This is a genomic window from Algoriphagus sp., from assembly GCF_013373065.1.
Lineage (GTDB): Bacteria > Bacteroidota > Bacteroidia > Cytophagales > Cyclobacteriaceae > Algoriphagus.
This window is the reverse complement of sequence record NZ_JABXIN010000003.1, coordinates 277,758-298,790: the sequence shown is the minus strand read 5'-3', so window position 1 is coordinate 298,790 and position 21,033 is coordinate 277,758. Positions and strand designations below refer to the sequence as shown.

Sequence of the window (21,033 nt, the reverse complement as noted above, 5' to 3'; positions counted from 1 at the left end):
CTATAACTCTCCTTTTTTCAACTGTTGGACTGCAAAATCCGCTGCACGAACTGTTAAAGCCATATAGGTAATGGATGGATTTTGAGTTCCTGTGGAAGTCATACATGCGCCATCCGTCACAAAAACATTCGGAGCATGATGCATTTGATTAAATCCATTCAAAAAGGAAGTTTTTGAGTCTCTTCCCATCCTGACCCCACCCATTTCGTGAATGTCTAATCCAGGAGCTTGCTTAGAATCTGATTTCCGTATGTTTACACAGCCAGCTACCTTCAGCATTTCCTCCCCTTGCTCCCAAAAATCCTGTAAGATCTTCTCATCATTATCATCATATGCCACATCGATTTTCAGCAAAGGAATACCCCATTCATCCTTTTGGTCAGTAAACAAGCTAACACGATTGGTCTCCTTAGGAATAGTTTCTCCTTGCATCATCATGAATACTGACCAAGGCCCTGGCTTTGTATTCGATTGTTTAAACTCAGCTCCAAAACCACCAGGATCCGCATGACCAAACCCTGCTCGACCTGCTGAATAAAAGGTCATATATCCTCTCAAAAAATCCATCTCCTGCTTTTTCACATTTCTGAAGTTGGGCATCATAATCGCCGTCGGCCTTCGACCGAAATAATATTTATCTTCGAAACCCTCATATCGCGCAGAAAGAGTACCCCGATAATTGTGAAAGGCGACATACTTCCCCAAAATCCCCGAATCATTCCCTAGACCATTTGGAAAACGCCTGGATATACTATTCAATAAAATCAGGTTGGTATTGAGTGCCGAGGCGTTTAAAAAAATAATCTTTGAATAAAACTCCCGCTCTTCTTTGGTGATCCGATCGATCACTCGAACACCAGTCACTTTTCCTTTTTCCTCATCCCAAATCAAGGAATGTACCACGGAGTCAGGACGGACCGTCAAATTTCCCGTTTTAGATGCCCAAGGTAAGGTGGAAGAATTGCTACTAAAATAGCCTCCAAAAGGACAACCTCGATAGCATTGGTTTCGGGCCATACATTGTCCTCTTCCTTGATCTAAATGTTCTTTTTTGGGTTCGGTTAAGTGGGCACATCGACCAATGATAAATTTTCGATCCTGATAATGACTATTCACCCGATCTCGGATTTCGCTTTCAACACAATTCATCTCCCAGGCTTTTAAAAATTCACCATCTGGAAGCGTATCCAATCCCTCATAACTTCCAGAAATCCCCACAAAACGCTCTACATAACTATACCAAGGTGCGATATCATCATACCGAATAGGCCAATCTACTGCAAACCCATCCCTTCCAGGCCCTTCAAAATCATAAGGACTCCAACGCTGAGTCTGCCTTGCCCAAATAAGAGACTTTCCCCCTACCTGATAGCCCCTAACCCAATCGAATGGTTTTTCCTGTACATAAGGATGCTCTTGATCCTTTACAAAAAAGTGGGCCGTATCCTCCTTGTATGCGTAGCAGCGATTGACTACCGGATTATTTATTTTATCCTCTCGAGGAATCTGATTATGATGCGGCATTTCCCAAGATGATGAAGTCATGGTAGGATAATCCTTCAGATGTTGAACATCCCGCCCACGCTCCAAGACGAGCGTTTTTAATCCTTTTTCACAAAGTTCCTTGGCTGCCCAGCCTCCGGAAATACCGGAACCGACCACAATCGCATCGTATTCAGTCCTTTTCATTATTGAAAAATAAAGGATTCTCTTCGGACTTTTATGAAAATTTTAAAATAGTATAGAAACGAATCCCAGCAGAAAAAGAACTAAAAAAAGGTCTAGAAGCCCTTTTTAATCTCCTCAGCAATCGCCCCAAGCTCCTCTTGGCTTAGTTTCAGTTTTGGACGAGTGAAATTAATATCATCCATGGTACGAAGCGGAACCAAATGAACATGTACATGGGGAACTTCCAAGCCAATCACGGCCACTCCGATTCGGGTACATGATATGGTTTGATCCATGGCTTTGGCAACTTTTTGAGCAAAAAGATGCAAAGCTGTCAAATCATCAGGATCTAAATCAAAAATGTAATCCACCTCTTTTTTGGGGACAACCAATACATGTCCCTTAACCAGAGGCATAATGTCCAAAAATGCAATATTCCGATCATCTTCTGCGATGATATGGGCAGGAATTTCCCGATTGATGATTTTAGTAAAGATGCTTGCCATAGAATCAAAAATAAAAAATCCCGGTGAATACCGGGATTTAAATTTTATCAAATGCTAGACTTAGTAGATAATTTCTAAGATTTCAAATTGAAGCTTTCCAGCAGGTGCGTTTATTTCAGCAACTTCTCCGACAGATTTCCCAACCAAGCCTTTTCCAAAAGGAGAAGCCAAGGAAATTTTCCCTGCTTTTAGATCAGCTTCTTCCTCAGACACCAAGGTATAGCTTACCGTCATTCCATTTTTAACATTTTTAATTTTCACGGTACTTAAAATTCCTACTTTGGAATGATCCATTTTGGAATTATCTAAAACCCGGGCATTCCCAACTACCGCTTCCAATTTGGCAATCTTTAGCTCCAACAATCCCTGAGCATCTTTTGCCGCATCATATTCTGCGTTCTCTGAAAGATCTCCCTTGTCCCTTGCCTCTGCAATTTGACGGGCAATATCCGCTCTCCCCTTGGTCTTCAACTCTTGAAGTTCCTCCTTCAATTTCTTAAGACCTTCCTCTGTGTAGTATTGTACTTTTGACATAATTGACTCGTTTTGAATAGCACCAAAAAATAAAGTAACGGTCACCGATTGGAGACCGTTACTTTATTTTCACTTTGCATTATTTGATTACAAAAATATAAAATATGTACTCACAAACAAAATATTCAATAGTTTGGAAGACCTAGGCTTGCCCTACTTTCCCAAATGCTTTTCTGATTTTTTTAGCCAACACCTGATTGATTTTTTCATACGATTCAAAAGTCCAACCTGCAACATGTGGTGAAAAAATCACATTTTCTCGACCAGCCAATTTTTCAAATTCAACCTTTTGTGAAGGACTAAAATTTTTAAATTTTTCATTTTCGAGTACATCTAAAACAGCTCCTTTCAGGATTCCCTTGTCCAGGGCTTCATTCAAGGTTTTAAAACTAATAACCTCTCCTCTTGCCGTGTTGATCAACCAAAAAGGTTTGGCAAAAGAAGCTAGCTCCTCCAATGTGAAAAAATCACGAGTCTCATCCGTCAAGGGCACATGAATACTCAACACATCTGCTTCTGCTTTTAGTTTTTCCCAAATAACTTCCTGAACCCTATTCGTCCCAAAGTCCAGTTTATACTTATCATAGGCAAGAACTTCTACGCCAAACCCCCTCAAACGCTTCGCAAATGCCTTCCCCATATTTCCAAAACCCATAATTCCAACGGTTTTACCTTTTAGCTCATAGCCTCTGTTCCCTTCACGGTCCCAAATTCCTTTCCGAACTTGCGCATCTCCTTGAGGAATATGATTAAATAAAGCCAAAAGCCCTCCGATTGCATGCTCTGCTACGGCGTCACGATTTCCTTCTGCTGCATGGAAAAGCTGAATACCACGCTCCTCAAGGTATTCCAAATCAATCTGATCAAGTCCGGCTCCGGCTCTTGCAATAAATCGAAGTTGGGATGCATGCTGCAATAAATCCCGATCCATCGGCGTCTTGGATCGGATGACCAATCCTTCGAATTGATGGATCTGATTCTTTAATTCTTCTCTAGTGATCTGAGGAGCATTCATTACCATATGCCCATCTTTTTCCAAAAGCTCCACAATACTGGGATGCATTTGGTCGATGATCAATATTTTCATGGATTATAAATTCAATAAATACATAGCCACACCGAAATAAACGGCCAAGCCCAAGAGATCGTTTGTGGTAGTAATAAATGGCCCGGATGCAATTGCTGGATTGATCCCAAAGCGATTTAAAACAAGCGGAGTTACTGTCCCCATAAATGAGGCCAACAACACGACACAAAATAAAGCAGTCCCTACAGTAATCCCGAATATGGGTTCAAAGCCATACAGGAAAACAACCACCAAGAAAACAAAAATTGCCAAGAGCAGTCCATTCAATAAAGCGACGAGGGTACCTTTCACAAAGCGCTGCCAAGGTGTATCATCAAAAACTGACTTACTCGCCAAGGATTGTACTATCAAAGAAGATGCTTGGATCCCAACATTTCCGCCGGTTGCAGCCACCAAGGGGATAAAGGAAGCCAACGCCAGGTATTTATTCAATCCATCTTCAAAAAAACCAATAATCTTGGCACCCATTAGGCCTCCAATGACCCCAATGAGAAGCCAGGGCAAACGTGCTTTGGTAATCATAAACACGGAGTCAGACTCCTCAATATCTCCCGAAATACCAGCCATCGCTTGGATATCTTCATCTGCCTCTTCCTGCACAACGTCCAAGATGTCATCCACCGTAATTCTTCCTACCAGTTTATTTTTAGCATTAACCACAGGAACCGATTCCAAATCGTATTTCCTCATTATTAAGGCCACTTCTTCTTGGTCCATATAGGTTGGTACGGAAATCACTTCAGGCTCGTAGATGTCTTCAATCTTGGTATTTTCACCAGCCAAAATGATTTTTTTGAGCGAAACTCTACCTAACAGCTGTTGCCTGTTATTGACCACGTAAATGGAAAAAATCTTTTCTACATTCTCTGCCTGCCGACGGATTTCATTGATGGTCTGAATAACATTCCAGTTTTTATTCGCACGAATAAATTCTTTCGCCATGATACCACCGGCTGTATCCTCTTCGTAACGAAGCAAGTCTACAACTTGATCAGATTTCAGCCGGTCCTGGAAATTGGAAATGACTTCTTCCCGCTCTCGCTCCCCTAGGAGATTAAGCAAGTCAGCGGCATCATCCGAATCCATCAATTCTATCAAGGAGGCGATTTCTGGATTATCAAGTTCGCGTAGGACCTTGTTTAAATTTCCTTCATCAAGCTCAATAAGAATATCAGCCGCTACCTGTTTTTCAAGTGCTCGAAGTACATAAATGGACTCATCGAGAGACAACTCATCCAAGATTGCAGCAATATCGGCTTCATTGACTCCATCCAGTGATTCCTTGATGAAGTCCAAATCTTGATTTTCGATGCCGTGTCTCAGGCTCTCAAGATATTCTTTCGAAAGTTCAAATTGCTTAATGATCTCCACGAGAAGCTTGGATTTGTTGGGTTAAAAAAACAAAATCAGCCACATCCAATTGTTCCGCACGCTTATCCAATAAAGGATGTGTTTTGAAAGAATCAGAAAGTTGGAAAGATTTTAAGGAATTACGAAGGGTTTTTCTCCTATTTCCAAATCCTCCCTTCACCACTTTTATAAATAAAGATTCATCGCAATCGAGTTTTTCCGTTTGATTTCTACGAAGTCGAATTACACCGGATTGAACCTTGGGTGGGGGATTGAATACCCCGGGAGGTACCGAAAACAGGTACTCAATATCGTAAAATGCCTGAAGTAGCACGGATAATATCCCGTAATCCTTGTTTCCTTTTGGTGAGGCAATTCGCTGGGCGACTTCTTTTTGAAGCATGCAAACAACCTCAGTCACCTGATGGCGATACTCCAATACTTTAAAGAAAATTTGACTTGAAATATTATAAGGAAAATTACCTGCTATGCAAAATGGCTCCTTGGACCATTCATAAAGGTTCATTTTCAAAAAGTCCCCCTCTAAAATCCTGCCTTCAAGCTGCGGAAAATTCTTTTTGAGATAGGCAATGGATTCGACATCTATTTCAACCACAAAGAGTTCTTGAGGATTTTCCAGCAAAAACTGCGTCAACACCCCCATGCCGGGACCTATTTCAAGCACTTGTTTTGCTCCAAGATGTCCAGTAACCGACTGAGCTATTCGCTGGGCAATGCTCAGATCGGTCAGAAAATGCTGCCCCAGATGTTTTTTGGGTCTGACTTTTTCCATCGAATAGCTTCAGTAAATTTTATAAATTGCAGCCTAAAATTAAGACAATATTCCTAAAGGCCTACGTTCGCCTTGTTTTCTGCAAGGCGATTTTTGAATGACCCCATGACAGCAAAAACAACCAAACCAATAATCGGAATCAGTATCGGAGATATTAATGGCATCGGTGTAGAAGTATGCATGAAGGCACTTCTTGACAACCGGGTGCATAAAAACTTCACTCCTTTGATTTACGGGCACGGCAAAGCCCTCAGCATTTATAAAAAAATGTTGGATATGGAGGGATTCAATTTTCTCCAAGTCCGAAATTTTGATGATATCCAGCCCAAACGGATCAATGTCATCAATGTCGTGGAAGAATGCCCGGAAATAATTCCTGGAGTAGAAACCCAAGAAGCTGGAAAGCTGGCGCTAGAGGCCTTAAGACAGGCAGTTGAGGATCTAAAAGATGGTAAGATTCAAGCCTTGGTGACGGCACCTCTAAACAAAAACAACATCAATTCTGAAGAATTGAAATTTGTTGGACACACAGAATACATCACCCATGCCGTTGATGCAAAAGAGAGCTTGATGTTTTTGGTTTCAGATAAACTGCGGGTAGGATTGGTCACTGGCCACATGCCGCTTTCGGAGGTCAGCAAGTCCGTAACAGTGGAAAAAATAAAGCGGAAAGCAAACATGATGCTTCAAAGTCTGGAAAAAGACTTTGGGATAAACAGACCCAAAATCGCCATACTCGGACTCAACCCTCATGCTGGTGAGGATGGTTTACTAGGAAAAGAAGAGCAAGAGGTGATTCGTCCAGCCATCAACCAACTCAAGGAAGAAAACAAGCTTGTCTTTGGGCCTTATCCATCCGATGGCTTCTTTGGAATGATGCATCAGACAAAATTCGATGGTATTTTGGCCATGTATCATGATCAAGGACTTATTCCTTTTAAGTCTATGTCATTCAGTGACGGCGTGAATTTCACTGCTGGATTACCTGTGATCCGAACTTCTCCGGATCATGGAACAGCTTACAATATCGCTGGTAAAGGACTTGCTGAAGAAGGCTCTATGCAAGCAGCACTCTTCCTAGCCTATGATATAATCAAGCAGCATCAAGGAGAACTAGTAAGCTCCGAGTAGTTTGAGTAAAATATATCTTGAATAAAATTTCAAAAACATAAAAAAATAGCTATTTTTGCGGTCTTAAAAGCGAGCGGAAGGGCCATGAAATTCTTGAAGCACTTTGATATTGAGGTTATTAAATACCGAGAAGGTGCTCATGAACTTGATTTTCAGGTCGACGATCGGTTTTTCAAAGAATTTGAAGACAATGATTTTGTCAACAAAGGAAATTTGACCGTACGGGTCAATTTAGACAAAGGAGTCAATGTAATAGAAATGGATTTCCATATCCAAGGAACCGTCCGATTAATCTGTGACCGAAGCTTGGAAGAGTTCGATTATCCTTTGGAAATCGAAGAATTCATCCTTTTTAAATATGGCTCCGAAGAAAAAGAAATTGATGAGAATATTTTCATGATTACTAGGGATACACCAAGTATCAATGTAGCCCAGTTGATTTATGAATTTATTCTTTTAGCAATACCAGCAAAGAAAATTCATCCTGATTTCAGAAATGAGCTAGATGAAGAAGAAAGCGAATCAGAAGGTCAATATGTTTACTTCGATTCTAAATCAGATCAGGAAGTTGAATCCAGAGACGATGAACCGGAAAATATCGATCCGCGCTGGGAGAAGCTAAAAAAATTAAAATAACGAATTTGAAACTCTTAAATCACGCATAAAATGGCACATCCTAAACGAAAGATTTCGAAAACCAGAAGAGATAAAAGAAGAACTCATTACAAGTTGGAAGCTCCTGGTTTGGCAAAATGTCCTACTACTGGTGAAATGCACCTTCCTCACAGAGCATTTTGGCTTGACGGAAAGTTGTATTACAAAGGACAAGTAATTATCGAAAAAGAGGTATTGGCTTAAGTCCATCCCTCTTTAATTCATAAAAATCCACTTTCTGCAGGAAGTGGATTTTTTGTTTTTAATAGCAAATATAATTCATTATAAATCAGCTGATTAGCATTTTGTAAATGGAATAATTTTGGTGGAAAGGGGCATTTATGATATTTTTGACCTTCTTTACAAAAAACACTTCAACCTAAGAATTACACAGGCTATTCAAAAGCCATTCTAACCCAATTCGAATGGAGAAAATTAGAGCTATGATCACCGGGGTACAAGGATATGTTCCAGAATACCGGTTGACCAACAAGGAGCTTGAAAAAATGGTGGAAACCAATGATGAATGGATTACCACCCGAACAGGCATTAAAGAGCGAAGAATCTTAAAAGGAGAAAACCAAGGAACCTCTGTGATGGGAATCGAAGCAGCGAAAGGGCTTCTTGAAAAAACCCAAACAAATCCTATGGATATCGAGGTCGTTATCTGTGCAACGGTAACTCCAGACATGCCATTTCCAGCTACTGCTAATATCATTGCAGATAAGATCGGGGCTAAAAAGAGCTTTAGCTTTGATATTTCAGCTGCTTGTTCTGGCTTCTTATACGCTTTGCAATTAGGAGCACAGTTTATCGAATCCGGAACACACAAAAAAGTTTTGGTGGTTGGAGCAGATAAAATGTCCTCCATTGTTGATTATCAAGACCGAACTACCTGCATCCTTTTCGGAGATGGTGCCGGTGCTGTGTTGCTAGAACCAGCAGAAGGAGATTTGGGAATTCGTGACGCCATTCTTCGTGCTGATGGCTCTGGAGAGCCCTACTTGCATATGAAGGCAGGAGGAAGCCGTAGACCAGCAAGTCATGAGACTGTGGAAGCAAGAGAGCACTATGCTTATCAGGAAGGTTCAACAGTATTCAAATTTGCTGTAACCAATATGGCAGATGTAAGTGCAGAGGTAATGGAACGTAATGGTTTGAAAGGTGATGATGTGGCTTGGTTAGTTCCTCATCAAGCGAACAAACGAATCATAGATGCCACTGCCAACCGAATGGGTGTAGGGCCTGAGAAGGTCATGATGAACATCGAGCGGTACGGTAACACCACTGCTGCTACCATTCCACTTTGTCTGTGGGATTATGAAAAGCAACTTAAAAAAGGCGACAATATTATCTTGGCAGCTTTTGGCGGCGGCTTCACTTGGGGAGCCATTTATGTCAAATGGGCCTATGACCCAAAATAATTCAGTATAAACTCAAAATTTCACTATGGCATCGACTGCAGATTTTAAAAACGGACTCTGTCTTGAAATGAATAATGACATCTGGAGTATCGTCGAATTTCAGCATGTTAAACCGGGAAAAGGAGCTGCCTTCGTCCGAACAAAATTGAAAAGTCTGAAAACAGGTAAAACCCTAGACAAGACTTTTAATGCTGGGGAAAAAGTAACCACAGCACGTGTAGAGAAGAGACCGCATCAATTCATCTACAAAGATGATATGGGTTTCAATTTTATGGACACCAATACCTTTGAGCAAATTCTAATCCAAGAATCCCTTATCGAGCGACCTGAATTGCTAAAAGAAGGTCAAGAAGTGGATATTTTGATTCATGACGAAACAGAAACTCCGCTTTCTGTAGAACTTCCTCCTTTTGTGGAGTTGATGATTACGTACACAGAACCAGGAATTAAGGGAGACACGGCCACCAATGCATTGAAGCCAGCTACCTTAGAAACCGGTGCAACAGTGATGGTTCCTCTTTTTGTAGATCAGGACACCATGATCAAGGTTGATACTCGAGACGGATCATATTCCGAGCGGGTAAAATAAATTCAAGCTGTGGGTTATACCTGCGGCTTTTCTAATTTTAAAAGAACGACTAGCCCCCTAAAGGCCTTAATTCAAAGACACTATGAAAGCAAAAGAAATTCAAGAATTGATCGATTACATCTCCAACTCAGGTCTTGCAGAAGTCAAGATCAAAACAGATGAATTCGAATTGTCGATCAAGAAATACGCAGATCAAAGTGTGCGAATGGTGGAAGCGGCGCCTGCGCCTGCTCCAGCTGCTGCCCCAGCACCTGCTCCTGCGACTCCTACTCCAAGTACTGCAGCCGCTCCTGCTACAAGCCCAGCTGAATCGACTTCCAATTTGGTTGAAATCAAATCCCCAATGATTGGCACATTCTATACTAGCCCTAATCCAGATTCTCCAACTTTTGTAAATGTTGGTGATACCATTAAAGCTGGTCAGACGGTTTGTATCATTGAGGCGATGAAGCTTTTCAACGAAATTGAATCAGAGGTATCAGGAAAAATTGTTAAAGTGTTGGTTTCCAACGCTTCACCTGTTGAATACGACCAGCCACTTTTCCTTGTTGACCCTGCTGGTTAATTTCTCACCAAATCTGATTTATTGTGTTTCAAAAAATATTAATAGCCAATCGAGGAGAAATTGCCCTCCGAATTATCCGGACCTGCAAAGAAATGGGAATAAAAACGGTGGCAGTTTACTCTACGGCAGATAAAGACAGCTTACACGTTCGCTTTGCGGATGAAGCTGTTTGTATTGGTCCTGCGCCTAGTAGAGAATCCTATTTGAATATCCCTCGCATCATCGCTGCCGCTGAAATTACTAATGCAGATGCGATTCATCCAGGATATGGCTTTCTCTCAGAGAATGCGGAATTCTCCAAAATTTGTGAAGAATACGGAATCAAATTTATCGGAGCATCTCCGGATATGATTTCGAAAATGGGTGATAAGGCCACTGCAAAGGCAACTATGAAAGCCGCCGGAGTCCCTACCATTCCAGGATCTGAAGGCCTACTAGATACTGTGGATCAGGGGATCAAACTTGCCAATAAAATGGGCTACCCGGTGATTCTAAAGGCAACCGCCGGTGGTGGTGGACGCGGAATGCGAATTGTACGCGGTGATAATGAATTCCAAAAAGCTTGGGATGATGCTAAAATGGAATCCGGAGCAGCCTTTGGAAATGACGGCTTATACCTCGAAAAATTCGTTGAAGAGCCGCGACATATAGAAATCCAGATCATTGGTGATAGTAGCGGTAGAGCCTGCCATCTTTCAGAGCGAGATTGCTCTATTCAGCGAAGACATCAAAAATTAGTAGAAGAAACTCCTTCCCCATTCATTACTGAAGAACTTCGGAAAGCTATGGGAGAAGCAGCTATCAAAGGAGCTGAAGCTATCGGATATGAAGGAGCTGGAACCATTGAGTTTTTGGTTGACAAAAATCGAAACTTCTACTTCATGGAGATGAATACCCGAATTCAGGTAGAACATCCCATCACTGAAGAAGTAACTGATTTTGACCTAATCAAGGAACAGATCAAAGTTGCTGCAGGAGAAAAAATCAGCGGTAGAAATTATTTTCCAAAGCTGTATGCAATGGAATGTAGAATTAATGCCGAAGATCCTTCCAATGGGTTCAGACCGAGTCCTGGTAAAATCCAAAACCTCCACCTTCCAGGAGGCCGAGGGGTAAGGGTAGATTCACATGTTTACGCGGGATATGTTATTCCACCTAATTACGATTCCATGATTGCTAAGCTTATTGTCAGTGGCCAATCTCGCGAAGAGGTAATTGTACGAATGAAGCGTGCCTTGGAAGAATTTGTCATAGATGGAATTAAAACAACCATTCCTTTCCATATTGCCTTGCTAGATAATGAGCAATTCAAAGAGGGAGATTTCACGACGAAATTCCTTGAGAATTTTGATTTCTCAGTAATCAAAAAATAGATTTTAGAGTTTCAACTCTTCCGAAAAGCCATCTTTTTAAAGGTGGCTTTTTTAGTTTTATCAGTCTATAGAACCGAGCTATTCCTCTCTTTTTTCTAAAAAACAAAGAAACTTTTTTAATTTTTTTCCATAACTTAAAATTGGAAATCAGGGACTTAGAATTTCATTTATGAGAAATTTAATTTTTGGAATAGGGATTATCGTTTTTACCTCTTTATCGGCCTGTAAGCAATCCAATCAAAATTCTTCTTCACTAGTTCCAAGCGACCGAATCAGCTACAATTTTCATATCAGACCGATTTTATCTGATAAATGCTTCGCTTGTCATGGCCCGGATGCAAATAAAAGGGAGGCTGACTTACGATTAGATGTAGAAGTAGCAGCATTTGCAGCACTAAAGGAAAATCCAGACAGACATGCCATAGTACCTGGAGAACCTGAAAACTCAGAAGTTTTTTTACGAATTACCTCCGAAGACCCAAGCGAATTAATGCCTCCGGCTGAGTCGAACTTGGCGCTTTCGACGGAAGAAATCGAACTAATCAAACAATGGATTGCCCAAGGTGCTCAATACGAACCTCATTGGGCTTTTGTGAAGGCCGAGAAGACTACACCTCATCCAGCAAATGAATGGGCCCGAAATGAAATTGACCAATTCACCTATCAAAAAATGTTACAGATGGGGTTAGAACCCAACCCTACTGCTGAACCCTATGAATTAATTAAACGAGCAAGTTTGGATTTGACGGGGCTCCCACCTAGCCTAGAAATGCTCGAACGATTCGGTGATTTTACGGGAGAGTTAACGTATGAAGACTTGCTGGACGGATTATTGAATCAACCGGAATTTGGTGAAAAACTAGCAATCCTCTGGTTGGATATCTCACGCTATGCCGATAGTTATGGCTATCAGGATGACAATATTCGGACTCAGTGGCCTTATCGGGATTGGGTCATTCATGCTTTCAACGAAAACCTTCCCTATGATAAATTCATCACTTGGCAACTTGCGGGGGATTTACTTCCAAATCCAACGAAAGAGCAAATCCTCGCAACGGCATTCAATCGAAACCACAAATACACAGAGGAAGGAGGAGTCATTGATGAAGAATATAGGATCGAATATGTTTTAGACAAAACCAATACGTTTAGTAAAGGCTTGCTAGGTCTCACTATGGAATGTGCCCAATGCCATGATCACAAATACGACCCTATTTCCCAAAAGGAATACTTTGAACTCTTTGCTTTTTTCAACAATACACCAGAGAAAGGATATGAAGGAGATGTAAGTATTTCCAAACCAGCAAAAACCCCTATTCTTTGGATAGAACAGGAAGATCTCGGGGATATACTCAGCTTTATCAATCACTCAGACACTACTCGTTTAAGTGTGTCGGTGATGGGTGAGCTTGAAGAGGAAAAAGCACGAACTACTTATATTTTAAATCGAGGTGTTTATGATGCACCTACCGAAGTGGTTTCCCCATCTACTCCAAATTCTATCTTGGATTTTCCTGACACCCTTCCCAAAAACAGACTTGGCTTGGCAAAATGGGCCACCAATAGGGATAATCCACTAACTGCCCGGGTTTTTGTCAACCTTATTTGGCAGGAAATTTTTGGAACAGGAATAGTCAAATCTGCTGGAGATTTTGGAATGCAGGGAGATCTTCCCTCCCACCCAGAACTTTTGGATTGGCTTGCGGTGGACTTTATGGAAAATGGGTGGGACATTAAGTATTTATTAAAGCAGATTTTAAATTCAGCCACCTATCGTCAATCTGCCAGAGTTAATTCCAAACATTTGGAGATTGATCCCGAAAACATCTACCTAGCCCGTGCTCCAAGACTTCGACTTCCTGCCGAAAATGTGCAAGACTTGGTTTTAGCGAGTAGCGGATTATTGGTAAAAAAGTTAGGGGGTCCTAGCGTCAAGCCTTACCAACCAGAGGGAGTTTGGGAATCGGCTACTTCTGGAAGAGGTGAATTGGCCACCTACCGCCAAGATCATGGAGAAAGTCTTTACCGAAGAGGTCTCTACAATTTTATCAAGTTGACTGTGCCGCCTCCAAAAGCAATTATTTTCGACTCGAGCAACCGAGATAGATGTGAGGTTGGAAGAGGCCGTACCAATACGCCACTCCAAGCACTGGTAATGATGAACGATCCAATGGTCTTGGAAGCTTCCCGTGTCTTGGCTACTACAATTCTCCAAAAACATACAGAAATAGAAAGTACTGTAGAAGAAGCCTTTGTTCGCATTTTATGCCGCCCTATAAAGGATCAAGAGTCAGACCTTTTAGTATCCTATTATGAAGATCAGCTGAATCGGTTCGAATCAAATCCCGATCAAATTTTACCTACCTTATTGGTTGGCGAATACCCTTTGGACTCAGAAGCCATCAATTCTAAAACAGCAGCTCTCATGCAGGTCATTGTGAGTTTGTACAACCTAGAAGAAACCATTACAAAGAGCTAATCATGGAGAAGGAATTACTGGAGCATGGGCTAAATTTAAATCGAAGGAAATTCCTGTCTCGCTTGAGCTTGGGCTTGGGGAGTGCAGCACTAGGGTCTTTACTTATTCCTGACCTATTTCGAGGACAAAGCAAAGAAGAAGAAGCCATCATGGCAGCTATACCCCATTTTGCCCCTAAAGCAAAACGAGTGATCTACCTTTTCCAAAATGGTGCTCCTTCTCAATTAGAGTCCTTTGATTACAAACCTCTCTTGCAAAAAAGTTATGGTCAGGATCTTCCAGAATCCATCCGAATGGGACAACGACTTACGGGGATGACAGCAAATCAGGAACGTTTTCCATTGGTAGGATCCTACTACGATTTCCAACAATACGGGGAAGGCCGAGCTTGGATTTCATCCCTTTTCCCATACACTGCAAAAGTGGTCGATGATATTTGCATCATCAAATCCATGCATACAGAGGCCATCAACCACGATCCTGCTTTGACCTTTTTTCAAACGGGAGCTCAAGTCGGAAACCGTCCAAGCATGGGGTCTTGGCTCAGCTATGGACTGGGGAGTGAAAACAGCAACCTTCCTGCCTTCTGTGTTTTATTGAGTCGAGGACGCGGAAATGGACAAGGTGTTTACAGTAAACTATGGAGCAACGGATTTTTGGATGCAACTCACCAAGGAGTACAATTCTCCAATTCAGAAGATCCTGTATTGTATTTAAAAGACCCAGAGTCAATGAGTCGAAGCGAGCGCCGCAAAATGCTCGATCAAATTGCCGCATTGAATGAACTTAGCTACCAAGAATTCAATGATCCTTCCGTCACAGCTAAGGTTCAGCAGTATGAAATGGCTTACCGAATGCAAACAGCGGTTCCTGAAATTACTGATGTATCCAAAGAGCCAGATTCAATTGTGAAATTATATGGGCCAGATTGCCTGGTCCCAGGAACCTACGCTGCCAATTGCCTATTAGCCAGAAAACTTTCTGAGAGTGGCGTCCGATTTGTTCAGCTGTATCATCAGGGCTGGGACCAGCATGGAAACCTCCCGAATGAAATGGCACTTCAAGCCAAAGACGTGGATCAAGCATCCGCCGCTTTAATTACTGACCTCAAGCAACGAGGACTTTTGGATGAAACCTTGGTTATCTGGGGAGGTGAATTCGGAAGAACTAACTATTGCCAAGGTAAAATTCAGGTAGATAATTATGGTCGAGATCATCACCCAAGAGCCTTTTCTATTTGGATGGCGGGAGGCGGAGTTAAACCGGGGATTATCTATGGAGAAACGGATGAATTTGGTTACAACATCACCGAAAATCCTGTCCATGTTCATGACTTTCAAGCTACGGTTTTACACCTATTGGGCATAGATCATGAGCGGCTTACCTTTAAGCATTTAGGCCGAAGATACCGCCTTACTGATGTGTCTGGTCATGTCGTCAAAGATATTCTTGTCTAAATGCCAAGCCAATTCCCGAAACTCAGCGCCTTTTTAGAAAACCTGCTATTTGTATGGCTGGGTCTTTCTTTTATTCTATTGATCGGGGAAGACCAACTTGCTCTTCCGCCCTTTATCCAACTAGTTGGAAGGGGACATCCACTGGTCCTTCATTTCCCGATTACATTGATTTTAATTGGGGTGATATTTCTTATTTTCCCATCCCTTCAAAAGAGAGCGAATGTTCGGGAACTTGGTTCAAACTTTTTGCTTTGGGGCAGTAATCTTGCCGGCATTTCCGTGATTGCGGGTTTGATCCTGGCTCGAGAAGACTACGAAGGGGATGCGCTTCTCTGGCATCAATGGGCTGGAATGGCAACCTTCTGGGGAGCAACCCTTTTATATTTTTTGCAAAAACGAAAGGTAAAACATCTCTCTTTTCCGGCTCTTACACTAGGCATATGCCTTACGTTGACCGGACACTGGGGTGCTAACTTAACGCATGGAGAAAACTTCCTTTTAGAGCCATTTGCTGAAAAAGAAAAACAAGTACCCTTGGCTGAAGCAGAAGTTTTTGAGCATGTGATTCAACCAATTCTTCAATCCAAATGTGAAAGCTGTCATCGCGAAGGAAAAATGAAGGGTGAACTCCGAATGGATCACCTGGAAGGGTTAAAAAAAGGAGGAAAATCAGGGCCCTTAGTCGTGGCTGGTGATATGGACCAATCTCTTTTGATCCAACGAATCAATCTACCCTTGAATGAGGAAGAGCACATGCCTCCAAAAAACAAAAACCAGCTTACAGATGAAGAACTTCAATTACTTACCGCCTGGGTGGAAGCAGGAGCCAGTTTTGATGGGAAAGTAGAAGAACTTCCAAAGGAGAGCAACCTATTCCAATTAGCTTCCATTCGATTTAAGGATGAGGAGACTTTTGATTTTGAGGCTGCTAAAGCATCAACAATCGAAGATCTAAATACCTTTTTCCGGAAAGTAAATCCAATCTACCCGGAGTCCCCTGCCTTAGAGGTTTCTTATTTCGGGATCTCAGCTTTTGACCCTACTTCTTTGAATGATTTACAAAAAATCAAAGAGCAATTGGTCACGCTTCGATTGGATAAGATGCCGCTAGCTGAAATTGATTTAGGATTCTTAAATGATTTTCAAAATCTCAGAAAATTATCATTAAACTTTTCCAGCCTGTCAGCAGAACAATTAGAGGATTTTCCTTTGATGAACCAATTGGAAGATTTGTCATTATCTGGTAATTCCTTATCACCTGATGCAGTCGAAAGGATTACGGAATTGAAAAATTTAAAGCATCTCTATCTCTGGAATACGGGATTAGATGATCTTGAAAAAGAAAGACTTTCTGAGCAACTACCAAACACCCAAATTGACTTTGGTTTTGAAGGAGAAGGAATCATTCTACCACTCAATAGTCCCAAAATCGCACAAGACAAAGTCTTGTTTTCCGACAGCCTAAGAATAGAATTGAGCCATCCGATCCAAAGTGCAACCATTCGCTACACCTTAGACGGAAGCGAACCTGATAGTCTTCAAAGCCCTAGTTACTCCTCACCGATTTATGTAAAAACATCCGGGAAAATTCGAGCAAAGGCCTTTGCACCGGAATGGATCGGCTCAGAAGAAATTACATCGGTTTTTATGAAATCCGGTATGAAACCCAATAAGGTAAGTCTATTGACCAACCCAAGCCCAAATTATCAAGCTCAATTGGCAGAAACGCTATTTGATCAAATCAAAGGCAAAAATAATCACACCTCTGGAGAATGGTTGGGCTACAGTGACCGTCCCTTCGAAGCTGAATTTTCAGTTCCCGAAAATGAATTACCCAAGTCTATCGGAATCAGTTTACTCTATCACGAGGGAGCTTATATTTTCCCTCCGGTGAAAGTAGAAATAACCATATGGAAAAATGGTAAACCTGAACTCTTGATCCAGGATCAACCAAGCCAATCGGTAAAAATTCAAGAAATAAGATCAGAACTACTGACCTATCCTTTACCTGAAGAGCCATTCGAAAAAATAAGCCTGAAACTGGTTCCGATTCCAGCACTTCCCAAATGGCATCCTGGGGCTGGCGCTCGTGGATGGGTCTTTATTGATGAAATACTTTTAAACTAACCAACGTGGAGCAGGCCTATACTCGCTATCAAAAAATTATTGAAGAAAAACTCCGACAGGCTTTTTCTCAAGAAGAGGAAATCAAAAGAGCAGCCTTTTGGGTATCTGAATGCCTCCAAAATGCAGGATGGATCTATACCTTTGGAACTGGCCATTCCCACCTGTTGGCGGAGGAAATTTTTTACCGAGCTGGAGGTTTTGCAAGAATCAAACCTATTCTTGATCCTGCATTGATGCTTCACCAAAGCGCATCCGAAAGTTCTCAAATTGAACGGCAAGAAGGGTATGCAAGCCAACTCATACATGGCCTTCAAATTCAGCAAAAGGATATTTTTTTCCTCTTTAGTAATTCCGGAAGAAATGCTGTCCCAATTGAATTAGCGCTGGAAGCAAAAAAAGAAGGAGCAAAGGTTATTAGTATAACAAATTTGACACATAGTCAATCTGTAACCTCTAGACACTCTTCTGGTTTACGACTATTTGAAGTAGCTGATTTGGTTTTGGATAATTTTGGAGAAATTGGAGATGCAGCGCTCGAAATCAAAGGGATACCAGGCAAGGTAGGGGCAACTTCCACTGTCATTAGTGCTGCACTGCTGCAAGCCATCATGTGTCAAACGGTAGAGATCTTGGCAGAAAAAGGGATAATCCCTGAGATTTTCAATAGTGCAAATACTGAAACGGGAGAAGTTTACAACGAACTCTTGATTCAAAAATACAAGAGAGAGATTCCTCCCCTTTAGTCCTCCAATTGACTAACGAAGCTTCCTTGACCAGATGGCGAAAACGCCCGAAAGCGTAGGCCTTGAGAATACTCTACTGGTTCTTGATAAAGCATATCCTTTAAAGTCGGATCTTGGCCATTTGTAGTGTAGCGAATCTCAAGTCCAGGCAATTGCAGGTTTGCATGAACTTTACTCCCTACTTTTTTCAATCCTGGCGCAGGAATTCGCATATGATATCCGCCATGAAACTTCTCAAGTTTTGGAATTTCCTGCTGAGAAACTTGATTGACAAAAACATTCCATTCCCTTATTCGCGCTTCTTTCATTGCCTCTTTACTTGAAGCTTCAGCCCAAGCGGGATCCCCTTCCCAAGCTCGTTGCGCCAACCCAAAAATCTTTGGAATCACATAATACTCCAGCATGGCCGGGCTCTTTACCGTTTCAGTCCATAATTGGCCTTGAATCCCCAGAATATTCTTTTTCCCAATTTCAGTAAGTTTCTCAAATGAACTTTCTTCCACGGTCCAGTCCCATTCTGCTCCATCGATGGTCAAATCATGTGAAAGGAAAAATTTATTAGGTACCGTTTTCCAGCTTTGATACATATCTCCCACTCCAGACCAAGTATGTCCTCGCTCCCTAGGATCCCAATCATATGCCAAATCAAAATAATAGTTAGCGCTGGAACTGATTACTACGGGGTAACCTGCATTAGCCAAGTGATAGGCCATATCTTCACTTCCCCAACCTGCTACTGCATTCCAAGCATATAATTGCCAGTCTCGATCTGCAAATTCTGAATTGGGAATAATTTGACTATTCGATTCTTTCTGGCCAATTTCCTCCCAACCCGCTTGGCGAATTCCTTCATTTTTCAAAAAATATCCAATTCTAGACCTAAAATAGGGACCCAAATCTTCCACTTTCAAAGAATTAATCTGAGCCAAAAATTCCTGGCAAATCGGCGATTTTTCCCAAACACCTCGAGGTACTTCATCTCCTCCGGTATGAAACGTTTTTAGCTTCAGCCCCGCCTTCTCATACATCCCTTTCATTTCCATTACAACAGTTTCAAAAAAATTATAAACGGACTCCCTACAAACGCAAATCGTATTATCCCGGAAATTTTGAGAAGATAAATACACAGATTTATCCTCTGGATCGATCAATCGAAATTCTTCCGCCTTTTCCAAATCTCCGGCCTTCTTGAATTTTTCATACCGCTTTTCCATCGCCTTTATCGCAGCCCTGGAGTGAGCGGGAAAACCTATTTCAGGGATTACCTCAATATGCCTCTCTTTAGCATAGTTCAAAATTTCCTTGAAATCCTCTTGGGAATAAAAACCTGATCCCGGAGACTGATTTTCGGATATTCCCGAGCCATAAAATGGCCATAAAAAATCTGCTTCATCTTGCGAAAACCCTCGCTTGGAAGCATAGGTAGTCAATTCAGGTAAACTTTTAATCTCAATCCTCCACCCTTCATCATTTGCCAAATTGAAGTGGAAAGTGTTCAACTTGTAAAGTGCCATCAAATCCAAAAGCTTAAGAATTTCTTCTTTGGGCTGGAAGTTTCGAGCGACATCCAGGAAAAACCCACGGTAGCCAAAGCTCGGATGGTCTTCAATTCGAATTTGTGGCAAGAGAATACTCATAGTTTCTCCTGACCAAAAATTTGCTGGCTGGAGGGCCAAGAATGATTGCACACCATAGAAAGCTCCTTGTTCATCACTCGCTAAGATCAACACTCGACGATCCCGAATTTCCAAGGAATACCCCTCTAAAGGCATTCCGTCTTTTTGTGAAATTCGTATCTGTATGGGCTTTTCTGTCCGGATAATTTCCGGAGAATAGAATTCCTTGATTCGCTTGGTTAAAAAAGCAGCCACTGATCCAAATTCCTTATCACCGATCACTCCTACGCCTGCTTGACTAGCTACTATGGATTCGCCATTTATCTTCCAGGATTTGGGGCTAGGTAGGAAAGGCGGCAATTCTTCTTTAGGAAGCAGGGAAAGGCCATCATTTTGTTCGAAAAGCAATTCAGCTGTCGGGATGGGAAGATTTTGCTCACCAACATACTTTTTCAGATCCTGAACGCTCATTTCCGAGCTTTGATAGGATATATCAGAAAGCAGCTTCCCATCAGATAAACTAAATATCGGAGACTCTGGAGCATGATGATTTTTGAGAAATGGTCGGTTGCTTTTATAGGTGATTGAGATTACTTCTCCTTCTTTAATTTTTTTTCCTGAGTCTTTTCCTTTCAATACAAAAAAATCACCTGCCAAATGCTCGATTTCAAAAGCTGAATCTTCAAGCTGTGCATTCAAATCAAAAAATACAGAATTGAAATAAAGTTTCCAGCCTTCCTGAAAAGCTTGTCCGGTGTGATTTTCCAAAATAAATTGTGCTCTATGAAAACCAGGAGGATCAAACTGATTATCCAATAAATTCCATTGAATAGTTAATCCGTTTTTTTCTGGAGATTGTGCGTCACAAGCCATAAAAACAACAAACTGAAATAAAATAAGTGAAAGAATAAATCGATTCATGGATAAGGAATAATTA

Annotated in this window: 18 protein-coding genes; 11 read left to right on the top strand and 7 right to left on the bottom strand. The window is 41.5% G+C overall.

Going from position 1 to position 21,033, the window contains the following annotated elements; translation table 11 throughout:
- The 6 genes from HWE15_RS03745 to rsmA form a co-directional block, all read right to left on the bottom strand.
- Positions 1–1,689 (bottom strand): GMC oxidoreductase, encoded by a 1,689-nt coding sequence (locus HWE15_RS03745; protein ID WP_290506158.1) that lies wholly within the window; start codon positions 1,687–1,689, stop codon positions 1–3.
- Positions 1,690–1,781: 92 nt separating this feature from the next.
- Complete coding sequence (locus HWE15_RS03740; RefSeq protein WP_290506157.1) at positions 1,782–2,174, bottom strand: HIT family protein; 393 nt, start codon at positions 2,172–2,174, stop codon at positions 1,782–1,784.
- Positions 2,175–2,234: 60 nt separating this feature from the next.
- Positions 2,235–2,708 carry a transcription elongation factor GreA gene (greA, locus tag HWE15_RS03735; protein WP_290506156.1) on the bottom strand — a complete coding sequence of 158 codons (474 nt, stop codon included), beginning with the start codon at positions 2,706–2,708 and terminating at the stop codon, positions 2,235–2,237.
- A 142-nt stretch (positions 2,709–2,850) separates the two neighbouring features.
- Complete coding sequence (locus HWE15_RS03730) at positions 2,851–3,795, bottom strand: 2-hydroxyacid dehydrogenase (RefSeq protein WP_290506155.1); 945 nt, start codon at positions 3,793–3,795, stop codon at positions 2,851–2,853.
- A gap of 3 nt (positions 3,796–3,798) precedes the next feature.
- Positions 3,799–5,166, bottom strand: a complete 1,368-nt coding sequence (mgtE, locus tag HWE15_RS03725; protein WP_290506154.1) for a magnesium transporter — start codon at positions 5,164–5,166, stop codon at positions 3,799–3,801.
- Positions 5,153–5,938, bottom strand: a complete 786-nt coding sequence (gene rsmA / locus HWE15_RS03720; RefSeq protein ID WP_290506153.1) for a 16S rRNA (adenine(1518)-N(6)/adenine(1519)-N(6))-dimethyltransferase RsmA — start codon at positions 5,936–5,938, stop codon at positions 5,153–5,155. Before rsmA ends, mgtE begins: the two co-directional genes overlap by 14 nt.
- 105 nt (positions 5,939–6,043) lie before the next feature.
- On the opposite strand from rsmA, the gene pdxA reads away from it, so the two are divergent.
- The 11 genes from pdxA to HWE15_RS03665 all read left to right on the top strand — a co-directional run bounded on the left by pdxA (position 6,044) and on the right by HWE15_RS03665 (position 18,480).
- Positions 6,044–7,069, top strand: a complete 1,026-nt coding sequence (gene pdxA, locus HWE15_RS03715) for a 4-hydroxythreonine-4-phosphate dehydrogenase PdxA (protein ID WP_290506152.1) — start codon at positions 6,044–6,046, stop codon at positions 7,067–7,069.
- A gap of 84 nt (positions 7,070–7,153) precedes the next feature.
- On the top strand, positions 7,154–7,705 hold the full coding sequence (locus tag HWE15_RS03710) for a DUF177 domain-containing protein (RefSeq protein WP_290506151.1): 552 nt from the start codon (positions 7,154–7,156) through the stop codon (positions 7,703–7,705).
- Between the two features lie 30 nt (positions 7,706–7,735).
- Positions 7,736–7,927 carry a 50S ribosomal protein L32 gene (gene rpmF / locus HWE15_RS03705; RefSeq protein ID WP_008201274.1) on the top strand — a complete coding sequence of 64 codons (192 nt, stop codon included), beginning with the start codon at positions 7,736–7,738 and terminating at the stop codon, positions 7,925–7,927.
- A 221-nt stretch (positions 7,928–8,148) separates the two neighbouring features.
- Positions 8,149–9,147, top strand: a complete 999-nt coding sequence (locus tag HWE15_RS03700; protein WP_290506150.1) for a beta-ketoacyl-ACP synthase III — start codon at positions 8,149–8,151, stop codon at positions 9,145–9,147.
- A gap of 25 nt (positions 9,148–9,172) precedes the next feature.
- Complete coding sequence (efp, locus tag HWE15_RS03695) at positions 9,173–9,736, top strand: elongation factor P (protein WP_290506149.1); 564 nt, start codon at positions 9,173–9,175, stop codon at positions 9,734–9,736.
- Between the two features lie 82 nt (positions 9,737–9,818).
- Positions 9,819–10,301, top strand: a complete 483-nt coding sequence (gene accB / locus HWE15_RS03690) for an acetyl-CoA carboxylase biotin carboxyl carrier protein (protein ID WP_290506148.1) — start codon at positions 9,819–9,821, stop codon at positions 10,299–10,301.
- 23 nt (positions 10,302–10,324) lie between these two features.
- Entirely contained in the window at positions 10,325–11,674 is a 1,350-nt protein-coding gene (gene accC, locus HWE15_RS03685) for an acetyl-CoA carboxylase biotin carboxylase subunit (protein WP_290506147.1), read from the top strand.
- A gap of 169 nt (positions 11,675–11,843) precedes the next feature.
- Positions 11,844–14,153, top strand: a complete 2,310-nt coding sequence (locus HWE15_RS03680) for a PSD1 and planctomycete cytochrome C domain-containing protein (RefSeq protein ID WP_290506146.1) — start codon at positions 11,844–11,846, stop codon at positions 14,151–14,153.
- A 2-nt stretch (positions 14,154–14,155) separates the two neighbouring features.
- Positions 14,156–15,610, top strand: a complete 1,455-nt coding sequence (locus tag HWE15_RS03675; RefSeq protein WP_290506145.1) for a DUF1501 domain-containing protein — start codon at positions 14,156–14,158, stop codon at positions 15,608–15,610.
- Complete coding sequence (locus HWE15_RS03670; RefSeq protein ID WP_290506144.1) at positions 15,611–17,737, top strand: c-type cytochrome domain-containing protein; 2,127 nt, start codon at positions 15,611–15,613, stop codon at positions 17,735–17,737.
- A gap of 5 nt (positions 17,738–17,742) precedes the next feature.
- Entirely contained in the window at positions 17,743–18,480 is a 738-nt protein-coding gene (locus tag HWE15_RS03665; protein WP_290506143.1) for an SIS domain-containing protein, read from the top strand.
- Here HWE15_RS03665 and HWE15_RS03660 read toward each other — a convergent pair.
- Positions 18,477–21,017, bottom strand: coding sequence for a family 20 glycosylhydrolase (locus HWE15_RS03660; RefSeq protein WP_290506142.1), 2,541 nt, complete (start codon positions 21,015–21,017; stop codon positions 18,477–18,479). The two genes, HWE15_RS03665 and HWE15_RS03660, sit on opposite strands and share 4 nt — an antisense overlap.
- Positions 21,018–21,033: the final 16 nt, after the last annotated feature.

What these genes read in the sequence shown, in the direction of transcription:
- HWE15_RS03745 (WP_290506158.1), bottom strand. Translation starts at nt 1,689, where the DNA reads ATGAAAAGGACTGAATACGATGCGATTGTGGTCGGTTCCGGTATTTCC.
- HWE15_RS03740 (WP_290506157.1), bottom strand. Translation starts at nt 2,174, where the DNA reads ATGGCAAGCATCTTTACTAAAATCATCAATCGGGAAATTCCTGCCCAT.
- greA (WP_290506156.1), bottom strand. Translation starts at nt 2,708, where the DNA reads ATGTCAAAAGTACAATACTACACAGAGGAAGGTCTTAAGAAATTGAAG.
- HWE15_RS03730 (WP_290506155.1), bottom strand. Translation starts at nt 3,795, where the DNA reads ATGAAAATATTGATCATCGACCAAATGCATCCCAGTATTGTGGAGCTT.
- rsmA (WP_290506153.1), bottom strand. Translation starts at nt 5,938, where the DNA reads ATGGAAAAAGTCAGACCCAAAAAACATCTGGGGCAGCATTTTCTGACC.
- pdxA (WP_290506152.1), top strand. Translation starts at nt 6,044, where the DNA reads ATGACAGCAAAAACAACCAAACCAATAATCGGAATCAGTATCGGAGAT.
- HWE15_RS03710 (WP_290506151.1), top strand. Translation starts at nt 7,154, where the DNA reads ATGAAATTCTTGAAGCACTTTGATATTGAGGTTATTAAATACCGAGAA.
- rpmF (WP_008201274.1), top strand. Translation starts at nt 7,736, where the DNA reads ATGGCACATCCTAAACGAAAGATTTCGAAAACCAGAAGAGATAAAAGA.
- HWE15_RS03700 (WP_290506150.1), top strand. Translation starts at nt 8,149, where the DNA reads ATGGAGAAAATTAGAGCTATGATCACCGGGGTACAAGGATATGTTCCA.
- efp (WP_290506149.1), top strand. Translation starts at nt 9,173, where the DNA reads ATGGCATCGACTGCAGATTTTAAAAACGGACTCTGTCTTGAAATGAAT.
- accB (WP_290506148.1), top strand. Translation starts at nt 9,819, where the DNA reads ATGAAAGCAAAAGAAATTCAAGAATTGATCGATTACATCTCCAACTCA.
- HWE15_RS03680 (WP_290506146.1), top strand. Translation starts at nt 11,844, where the DNA reads ATGAGAAATTTAATTTTTGGAATAGGGATTATCGTTTTTACCTCTTTA.
- HWE15_RS03675 (WP_290506145.1), top strand. Translation starts at nt 14,156, where the DNA reads ATGGAGAAGGAATTACTGGAGCATGGGCTAAATTTAAATCGAAGGAAA.
- HWE15_RS03670 (WP_290506144.1), top strand. Translation starts at nt 15,611, where the DNA reads ATGCCAAGCCAATTCCCGAAACTCAGCGCCTTTTTAGAAAACCTGCTA.
- HWE15_RS03660 (WP_290506142.1), bottom strand. Translation starts at nt 21,017, where the DNA reads ATGAATCGATTTATTCTTTCACTTATTTTATTTCAGTTTGTTGTTTTT.